This is a genomic window from Actinosynnema sp. NPDC023658 (assembly GCF_040639995.1).
Lineage (GTDB): Bacteria > Actinomycetota > Actinomycetes > Mycobacteriales > Pseudonocardiaceae > Actinosynnema.
In genome coordinates this window covers 1-8724 of sequence record NZ_JBFAAX010000234.1, presented here as the reverse complement: position 1 = coordinate 8724, position 8724 = coordinate 1, and the positions used below count along the sequence as shown (strand labels likewise).

Annotated in this window: 10 protein-coding genes; 4 read left to right on the top strand and 6 right to left on the bottom strand. The window is 62.0% G+C overall.

Translation table 11 applies throughout. The annotated features are described in order from the left end of the window. Positions 1 to 165: 165 nt before the first annotated feature. From AB0G02_RS21925 to AB0G02_RS21905, 5 genes are read right to left on the bottom strand one after another with little or no spacing between them, the layout of a single operon-like run. Positions 166 to 2259, bottom strand: a complete 2094-nt coding sequence (locus AB0G02_RS21925) for a cell division protein FtsK (protein WP_360797290.1) — start codon at positions 2257 to 2259, stop codon at positions 166 to 168. Positions 2260 to 2306: 47 nt separating this feature from the next. Beyond that, entirely contained in the window at positions 2307 to 3089 is a 783-nt protein-coding gene (locus AB0G02_RS21920; RefSeq protein ID WP_360797288.1) for a hypothetical protein, read from the bottom strand. 29 nt (positions 3090 to 3118) lie between these two features. Next, entirely contained in the window at positions 3119 to 3448 is a 330-nt protein-coding gene (locus tag AB0G02_RS21915; protein WP_360797286.1) for a hypothetical protein, read from the bottom strand. Further along, complete coding sequence (locus AB0G02_RS21910) at positions 3445 to 3792, bottom strand: WhiB family transcriptional regulator (protein WP_360797284.1); 348 nt, start codon at positions 3790 to 3792, stop codon at positions 3445 to 3447. Before AB0G02_RS21910 ends, AB0G02_RS21915 begins: the two co-directional genes overlap by 4 nt. Next, positions 3786 to 4070: a helix-turn-helix domain-containing protein gene (locus tag AB0G02_RS21905; protein WP_360797282.1), complete on the bottom strand. Its 285-nt coding sequence runs from the start codon at positions 4068 to 4070 to the stop codon at positions 3786 to 3788. Before AB0G02_RS21905 ends, AB0G02_RS21910 begins: the two co-directional genes overlap by 7 nt. A 151-nt stretch (positions 4071 to 4221) precedes the next feature. Here AB0G02_RS21905 and AB0G02_RS21900 point away from each other — a divergent pair, with 151 nt between their 5' ends. Continuing rightward, positions 4222 to 4596, top strand: a complete 375-nt coding sequence (locus AB0G02_RS21900) for a hypothetical protein (RefSeq protein WP_360797280.1) — start codon at positions 4222 to 4224, stop codon at positions 4594 to 4596. 149 nt (positions 4597 to 4745) lie between these two features. Further along, positions 4746 to 5918 carry a tetratricopeptide repeat protein gene (locus AB0G02_RS21895; RefSeq protein WP_360797279.1) on the top strand — a complete coding sequence of 391 codons (1173 nt, stop codon included), beginning with the start codon at positions 4746 to 4748 and terminating at the stop codon, positions 5916 to 5918. Here the strand turns inward: AB0G02_RS21895 and AB0G02_RS21890 are convergent. Next, on the bottom strand, positions 5886 to 6458 hold the full coding sequence (locus AB0G02_RS21890) for an NUDIX hydrolase (RefSeq protein WP_360797277.1): 573 nt from the start codon (positions 6456 to 6458) through the stop codon (positions 5886 to 5888). The two genes, AB0G02_RS21895 and AB0G02_RS21890, sit on opposite strands and share 33 nt — an antisense overlap. A 331-nt stretch (positions 6459 to 6789) precedes the next feature. Between AB0G02_RS21890 and AB0G02_RS21885 the strand changes: the two genes are divergently transcribed. Together AB0G02_RS21885 and AB0G02_RS21880 are read left to right on the top strand one after the other, a co-directional pair. Further along, a complete protein-coding gene (locus tag AB0G02_RS21885; protein WP_360797275.1) occupies positions 6790 to 7656 on the top strand; it encodes a DUF6602 domain-containing protein in 867 nt (288 codons plus the stop codon). Between the two features lie 130 nt (positions 7657 to 7786). Beyond that, complete coding sequence (locus tag AB0G02_RS21880; protein WP_360797273.1) at positions 7787 to 8380, top strand: hypothetical protein; 594 nt, start codon at positions 7787 to 7789, stop codon at positions 8378 to 8380. Positions 8381 to 8724 lie beyond the last annotated feature (344 nt).

Sequence of the window (8724 nt, the reverse complement as noted above, 5' to 3'; positions counted from 1 at the left end):
TGTGCGGACCATCCATCCGGATGGCACCGCACACGGCCGTTTCGCGCGTCCTGGGACGGGTGACCCGTCCCGCGTCCCACGCGTCACAAGAGGCTGTTTGCGCTGGTGAGGGTCCGTCTTGGACCCGTCCCAGCGGACGTGACGGGTTGACGGGTGTGGGACGGGTCAGTCGTCATCCTCGACCACCTCCCCGTCCACGATCGTCCCGTTCCGCAGGGCGGTCAGAGCCGTGCGGATGTCCTCGACGAGGTAGCCGCGCACCTGCCGTACCCCGTCGTCGGTGGTGATCCGGTCGCGGGTCGGCTTGCACCCGATCTCGCTCATGCGCAGACCGAACGCCTTGGGCTCGACATCGAGTGCGGCCACCAACTCCGCCGTGGGCACGAAGTCGCGGCCACCGGGCTGGAGATCGTCTCCTAGGTACTCCATAACGGAGGCCAGCGGTTCGGGCAGCTCCGCTTCCTTGGTGCGTTCGGCGACCGTTCCGAGGGCCTTCGCCACGGCGGCGTGATCGAGCGTCGGCCGATGGTCCTGTCCGGCCGCGTGGCCGCTCAACGTGCCCTCTGCCTCCCGCAGTGCCCTCCCTTGGGCGCAGATGGTTCGCCAGTCCTCGTTGGGCATGTAGTAGGTGCGGACGGTGGTGGCGAGTACGTCGGCCCCTGCGGTGGTCTCGCCGTCCGGTCGGAGGATGCCGACGCCCTTGTGCGTGGCGAGTAGGCGGCTGCTGTCGTAGCCGCGTGTGTTCATCTGCTCGCCCAACACGATGTTGCTGTCGCGCCAGTCCATGACCCGTAGCGCGAACCGTGAGCCGAGCACCGCCCGGAGGTTGCTGGGAATGGTCTTGCTGTCCGGCCGTTGAGTCGCCAGCACGAGCACGATCCCGGCGGCCGGACCCTTGCGAGCCAGCCACGTCAACAGCTCACCCACGTACTCCCCTGCCGTGAGCTTCTTCCCCTGCACCTCCAACGGTGTGCGGTCCTCCAACGGGATCTGCACCTCGTCAACGAAGATCGCGGTCACCGGCATGTTCAGAGTCAGGTCGCGGGACATGGCTGGCGTGATCTTCGATTCGGGACACACCTCGTCGTCCAACTCCTGCATCCGGCGATAGCGGCCCTGCACCTCAGAGACCAGCTCCACGAGCCAGTCCACGAGCGCCAGGACGTGTGCGGGTTCGTCGCCTGCCATGAACCGGTGTGCGACTTGCGCTGCCGCGTACCAGTCCTTACCGGCCTTGAAGTCGGCCACGTAGAGCCGGGTGTGGGGGTCCAGGATCAAGCCCGCGGCTGCCAACCGTGCCGCGAAAGTCTTGCCCTGCCTAGGGATTGCACCCACGAGAAGCGACGTCCACACCAACGGCAGATCGACCCGCCGCTGCCGCGCGTCCCGTCCGAACGGCACCGGCCGCCACGCGTCCCAGCGCTCCACCGTGAGCAACGGTGTCCGTTGTGGAGCCGAGCCGTAAGGATCTTCATCGGCTACCCACAGCGCCACGCGTCCGGCGTGGCCGCCGTTGCCGCGCACGCGCTCCACGATGAGCTGTACCTCGTCCACCGCGAGCGCCGAGGCCAACGCCTCCCGGTTCTTGACCACGTCGGTGGCCTTGCGGGTGGCGGGCAGGTCCACGGTGACCGCCCACCCGTCACCCTGTCTGGTGGCGCGTTCGACCAGCCGCAAGCTCTCGTCCTTACCGATGAGCTTCGCATCGCGGAACGCGTCCACGAGCACTTGAGGGTCCATGGTCCACGTCAGCGTGCGAGGGCCGGCCAACACGGGCTTGCGTCCCGGTGAGCCGTCCTTGCGGCGACCCAGCAACGCCAAGCCGACCGCGACCGTCGCGCCACCGACCCACAGCACCCGATGCCCATAGACGAGATCGAGCACCGCGACCACCATGGCGGTGGCCGCGAGGGTGGCGCCGGTGACCTTCCACCGGAACAACCCCAACGACCGGATGTCGGTGAACTTGTCCGCCAACTTCTCCGACTGCTCCGCAGCCGCCCGGTAGTCGGCAACCCGAACCCACGACCGCCACCACCGAAGCGCGACCACCAGGCCACGCGCGACCGCACCGACCAACCGGAACGGCGACCGCAGCACCGCCACCACGAGATCCTTGACGGCCTGGATCACCAGCTGTCGCGACTTCAGCACCGCCGGCACCCGCGACGAACGCTGCCACCACTCCGCAACGCGCCGCGCCCACGACTTCCCCGACGACTGGTCGTTCACGAACTCGCCCTCAAGAACGGCGTTCATGAGCTCACGGCTGGACGTCTGCACCGGGAGCGGGCCGTTCTCCGCGTTCACGACGGCTCACCTCGGTCCAGCTCGCGCATCAACGTGGCCGCCAGCCGTGACGACAGCCCACGCGAGCACCCCGAGACCTCACGGACCCACGCCGGTGTCACTGTGGTCTCTGGTGTCCACGCAGCCCGTGCTGTCGCCAGGTACTCACCGAACGACGTCCGACCGCCCGTGCGCCTGCTCCTGGCCCTCATACGTCGTGGCGACTCGTGAACGGCCGTTGGCGCGCTCTCGCCAGCTTCCGTGAACGCCGCCGACACCGCTTCGGTCAGCTTGTCCCGTAGATCGGTGACCGCCTCCGCCGCGACGAACACCACCAACGGCGGGACCGAGTGCAGCACGATCCCCGACACCGACCCGGCCGCGTACGACGCCCAGGTGTTCATGACGTAGGTGGCCGCGAGCGTGAACCACTTCGCCCGCCGCACCCACGGCCCCGTACGCACCCGGTACCGAGCGGTCACCTGCTCCGCCCGCAGGATGGCCAGCAGCACGAGCGACACCGTCGGGTCGAGCAGCCACGCCGCCAACCACGGCAACGACCCGACCGGAGCACCGGCCGATGCGAAGTGCTGGACGTTGGTCATGGTGAATCCCAGCCCGAGCACGATCCCCGCCCAGCACAACCGGTCGACTTGCGACCGCACCCGCTCCACCCGCAACGCGACCACGTCCGGCCGTGCCTGGTGCGCCCGCAACTCCGCTGCCTCAGCGGCCTCCCGTGCGAGCCTGGCCGCTGTGCTCTCGTCCGGCGCGGCGGGTGGCCGCCCGAAGGCGACCACCCTTCCCACACCCGACCGGTTCGGGGTGTTCACCGTCGATCACCCCTGCGACGCGGACCGTCCACCGCAGTCACCGTCAGTGCCCTGGTGAGCGTGTAGGCGGAGAACAGGGCCGGCAGACCGAGCACCACCCACAGCAACGTGGAGTCCCGACCGTGCGTGATCACCAACCACTGCACACCCACGATGACGCCAGCCGTCACGAGCACCCGACCCGTGAGCGACAGCAACCGGGCACCGGCACGCGCCGTATCCGCCGCAGCCCTGGCCTTACGTGAACCGGCTCGCCACACCATCACCAGCGCTAACAGCACACCGACACCGGCGAGCACCTGGGTAACCGTCAGGTCGATCGTCATGACGACGGCCCACCCATCCGGCCACGCCGCGCCAGCCACACCGGGTACAGCGCCCGCCGATCCTCCTCGGACAGACCACCCCACACACCGACCGTGTCGGCACCAGCCGTACGCAACTCCAACTCCAAGCACGCACGCTGTGCCCGGCACTCCGCACACAACCGGGCAGCCAACTCCCGGTTGGTCAACTCCTCCCCGTCCCACTCGGGCACCTCGTCGGTCGGCACCAGCCACAGGCACCGGCCGTCCAACGTGACGATCTCCCACAACACCTCGTCCGGCACCGTCGCGAACCGGTCGAGATCTGCCGCGATCACCTCGTAGTAGTTCTCCGGGTTCACCACGAGGCACCCCCGGTCAGCCGAGCAGCCTCACGGGCGGTCCGCCGCTCGGCAGCCATGCCGACCACGTCGACCACGCCGCCCGAGTCCACCGCCCGCCGAGCCATCTCCTCGACCGCCCTCGCCGGCACCACGTACCGCGTACGGACACGGATCGCAGGGAAGGCGTCTTCCCGGATCGCCCGGTACAACGTCGCTGGTGCGATGCGCATGATCCGCGCGGCCTCGCGCACCGTGTAGAAGGTGGGCGCATCTGCGCCCTGGTTGGTTGTCGCACTCATTAGTCACGCCTCCGAAAGACTGATTTCACCGCTCGGAGCGCTGACATAAGCGTTGATTATCGGTCAATCACCGCTGATCTCAGTCATAGCTCCGGAATCCGCCCGAACCGCGCGCTAACGTCGGCGCTGAGGGCGGAGCACGGAGGCGTACGTGGAAGAGGATTGGTCGGCAGTCGCGGCGGCAGTCAACGCCCGCGCGACCGAGCTGGCGCTGAAGCAGCGGGAACTTGCCGAGAAGTCGGGAGTCTCGCTCGCGATCGTGCGAGAGATCCAGCAAGGCCGAATTCAACGCCGACGCAATCCGCGCACTCTCGAAGCGCTGTCGATCGCGCTCGACTGGCATCCGCAGCACCTGACCGCAGTTTTGACCGGTCAAAATCCACCGGAAGCAGACGTCACCGCGGCTCAGGCCGATAACCCGGTGATCCCGCTGTTGAACACCATCATCCGCGAGATTCGCGGATTGCGCGCCCAACTCGGGACGCTCACCAACCGACTTGACGACGAGACGCGAAGAAAGGACTGATTCGCGGTAGTCGTTCGGCGGTTCTTGCGTCACTGTCATGGCAACAGCAGACCGCCGAACAGGGGGAAGAGATAATTGCCAGCGGCTAACACGCCACCTGTTAGGTGGAGTTAAGTCCGCAGGTCACGGCCTCAGGGGACGGGGAGAACGTGGCAGGCCAGAGACGTGGTGACCCGCCGCTCACGCGGCTCCAGGGCATCCGCAGAGAGTCCGGACGCACCCAAGCACAGGTAGTAAGCTACTTCCTCGCCCGAGGACAGACGCTAGGCATACCCGTAGCCAGCGAGTCAGCCCTATCCGTCATGCTGTCCCGCTGGGAGAACGGCCGCGTAGAAGTAACCGACCCCGGTTACCAACGCCTCTTCCGCGAGTTCTACGGCCGAACCAACGAAGAGCTAGGCTTCCCGCCAGAACACATCAACGAATCGGCCGAAGAACTCCGCGACCGCTTGATCGTCGCGCGCAGTATCGACCGCGACACCGTCGATCTGTTCCAACGCCAAGTCAACGACCTGCGCAACTCAGATGCACGATTCGGTGCCGTCGTCGTTCTTGACCAGCTGAACAACCTCGTCCGCCAGATGGAAGGCGTCAAGACGTTCAGCGTGAGCACCCACCTCCGCGAACGCCTGGCAGCCATCCTCACAGATGCGCGCACGCTCGCTGGCTGGACAGCACTCGACCGAGGTTCTCAACTACAGGCGTGGCAGTACCACGAGGATGCCAAGGTATCCGCCCGCGAAGCGGACTCGCCTCAACTCTTGGCGCACGCCACAGCCCAGCAAGCCGTGATTCTCTTGGACATCGGCGAACCCGCCGCAGCAGTCGAGCTGCTGGCGTACGCCAGGTACGTAGCGGAGAACCGCGCCCCGTCTCTCCTGCGAAGCTGGCTCGCCGCAGCGCACGGGGAAGGACTCGCAGCGGCCGGACACCACGACGAGTCCCTGCGCGTGTTCGATGCGGCACAAGCACTTCTGCCCACGAACCCGATCGACCCCGAGCTGCCGCACCTCATGCTGAATGACGGACACCTAGCCAGGTGGCGCGGCAGCGCACTCGTGCGCCTCGCCGACCACAACGCGGTCATAAACCTTGAAGCGGCAGTGCGGGAACTGGAAACGTCCCCACACTCCGCCATCCGCGCCCAACTCCACATGTACGCCGACCTAGCCTTCGCCTACGCCACCGCAGGCGACAGCAAGGGAGCACTGAACTACGCGGCCAAGGCCCGCCAACTAGCCTCCCGCATCGGCTCCGACCGCCAACGCCAACGCCTAGCCAAGCTCCAGCTACCCGAGATCGGCGGACCCGGTGTTGCGTGAGGCCAGGTAGAACAATAGCGGCACAATCGCCCCCGAGCCGAGCACTTCACCGCGTTTGATCAGATCCAACATCCGATCAATCGGAATCCACTCGATCCGCGCGGCTTCCTCAGCGTCGGTAGGCTCGCCGACCTTTTCAGCATTCCGCCAGATGTAGGCGTTTACCGGAGCATCGACCATGCCGGGCAACGGCTGAAACGTAGCGATGTGCTCCGGCTCGCCAATCGGTCGCCAGCCGGTCTCCTCTACAGCTTCCCGTGCAGCCGTAGCGGCCGGATTTTCACCTTCCTCAACAAGCCCGCCAATGAGTTCATAACCCCACTGATCAACGGCGAACCGATACCGCCACAGCGTCAATACCTCTTCGCGCTCATTCAGAAGCAGTGCAACTGCGACATGATGCAGCTTTACCACGTGATGCTCGAACCGACTGCCGTCTGGCGGTTCGACATCAACAAGTCTCAGCCTAATCCATTCATTGTCGTACAAGCTTCGACTTCCGTGCACTTTCCACTTCAACTCCGCAGGCGGCTCAGTCATGACTGTCATCATATGACATACTCGCCACGGTATCCTAATTGCGCACTTCACCGCTTTACGTCCGCATAGTCATTCGGATTCGCAGCAAGTTTTCAGCCATCGAACAATCGACCAGAAGATTCCCACAGCTAACAAAACTTCAATCTTATTAAAGATTAAATCACCCCTTGAGGTCACCTGGGACACACCGGATTGTCGAACTTGGACTCGACTGCGCGTTTGACGCTAACAGCTCGAATCAGTAAAATTAAGCGGGCCATCAGAACCGGCGGACACCCTTCGTCTGAACATCATAAGTTCAACTTCAACTCTAACGCCAATTAAGGAAATCATGACCGACTTGACAGACAGGTTCAAAGCCTACGAAGCACAGTTGAAAGCATCACTGCTGCATGCTCGGGCATCATTCCAACACCCAGGAATAAAAGGTGGCGAGATTGAATCATCTTTTAGGAGCTTCCTCTCACAACATCTACCGCGACGACTTACCGTAGGAACTGGCGAGATAATTGATCGCCAATCACGCAGGTCACCCCAGATGGACGTTGTAGTATCAAACGAAGATCAGCCTTTCCGTAGTGACCAGGACACTCCTGGGCTCATGATCATCGAGGGCGTGGCCGCTTCATGTGAAGTGAAGACAACGCTCACCAAGGAGAACCTTCAAGATTGCATTGATAAAGGTTTCAAGCTAAAAATACTACAGAATCAGCACCTCAACGGCGACGAGATTCTTACCAACCATACAGATCGTGCACGATTCTACGATAGCCCTCCATACTTCGCGATTTGTTTTGAAAATAAGATGGCTACAGACACAATCGGGTCCCTGCTTTCGGCAACCCAACCCGTGCACATCAAAGATGGAGTGGCGATACCGGCCATTGACGCGATTTTTCTACTGGGCCAAGGATGCTGGATCAACTACGGAAATGGCGAGGGAGCGCTTAAGATCAAGTGGGGAGAAGAGGGGAGAAGGGCACTCGGCATGGACTTTGCGGAAGGTTGGGTTTGGACATCTTCCGAACACGTGCTGGTGGACTTGCTATTGTGGCTTCACGGCTGCATGCCATCCGTAAGGCGTCGTCAGTCGATCGCAATCGGATACTACGAAAATATCGCGAAAAACAGCAGTATGCAGCAATACGGCTGGATGGGAGTGCAGTTGGAGAGAATGTTGCGAAGCGGTGGAGAGTGAAAACTCACACCACTATTCCGCAGGTCAGAAACTGTCGAATACCTAGACAGAACACCTATTTTACACGGAGTATTAGCCATCACGCCTGCAGAGGTACGTGCACTGCTAGCAGATACGGTATATTGCATGCATGTCTAACCTGCAAGTACCTACATGGATCGCGATCGTTGTACCCATCGGCGCTGCACTGATCGGAGCAACTGGACCCACTTTCGCTCAACTTATAAACGCCTGGAAAGAACGCACGCGTGAAGAGACTCGCTGGAAAAGAGAACAGCTAACAGATTTATTAAAAATCGGTCACGAGCACGTCGCGCAGTGGCGTGCCGAAAAAGTTCGGATGTATGGAGGTTTCTTAGGAGGTCTCCGTGACTTGGAAGACATCCTGAAGCAGTTAACCACAAAGCAGGGACATTTATACGACATCTGCTATAGGCAATACCTGAATCAGTTTTCAGTTCTTGTCGGCACAGTCGCAGAGATCCAGCTCATCGGGTCAACCAGAATGCTCGACTTTATTGCTGATCGCGCACAACAAATAGATAAGATCCGACCAACCTTGCCAAGCTTGGAGCAAGGAAGTTCGGCTGCACTCGAAAACTCCGAGAGATCTGAGTTAATTACACTGCGACTTAACTTTATAAAGGAATATCGCCAGGATTTTCTTTCTGTCGCCCGGGAAGAACTAGGAGTAAGGCCCCCTAGCTTCAATGATCTAAATTGATAATCGAGAGGCGCAACTTGACTCGGTGGCGAGGGTTCACAAGCAAGCCGAATTGACGTTAGATCTCGCCCATTCCCTGCAGCTCTCGACGTCTACAAACATGATCATCTAGCCAGACTTGGACACGATGACTGTGGAGTCTCGCGTGGAGCCAACTGCCGGAATGTGGTGACCACAGAGGCACTAGCGAGATGCGGCTCCACACTAAAAGTCCTGCTAGACGTTATGGAGACGAGGGTCACAGGCACTTCTAATCCCGAGGTCGCAGGTTCGAATCCTGCCGGGGGCGCTGGAGTGCAGGTAGAGAGGTGGAGGCCGATCACAGGTCAAGATCGGCCCAGCTC

Bases quoted from the DNA above. Each gene is read 5' to 3' on its own strand.
- AB0G02_RS21925 (WP_360797290.1), bottom strand. From the start codon at position 2,259: ATGAACGCCGTTCTTGAGGGCGAGTTCGTGAACGACCAGTCGTCGGGG.
- AB0G02_RS21915 (WP_360797286.1), bottom strand. From the start codon at position 3,448: ATGACGATCGACCTGACGGTTACCCAGGTGCTCGCCGGTGTCGGTGTG.
- AB0G02_RS21905 (WP_360797282.1), bottom strand. From the start codon at position 4,070: ATGAGTGCGACAACCAACCAGGGCGCAGATGCGCCCACCTTCTACACG.
- AB0G02_RS21890 (WP_360797277.1), bottom strand. From the start codon at position 6,458: ATGACTGAGCCGCCTGCGGAGTTGAAGTGGAAAGTGCACGGAAGTCGA.
- AB0G02_RS21885 (WP_360797275.1), top strand. From the start codon at position 6,790: ATGACCGACTTGACAGACAGGTTCAAAGCCTACGAAGCACAGTTGAAA.
- AB0G02_RS21880 (WP_360797273.1), top strand. From the start codon at position 7,787: ATGTCTAACCTGCAAGTACCTACATGGATCGCGATCGTTGTACCCATC.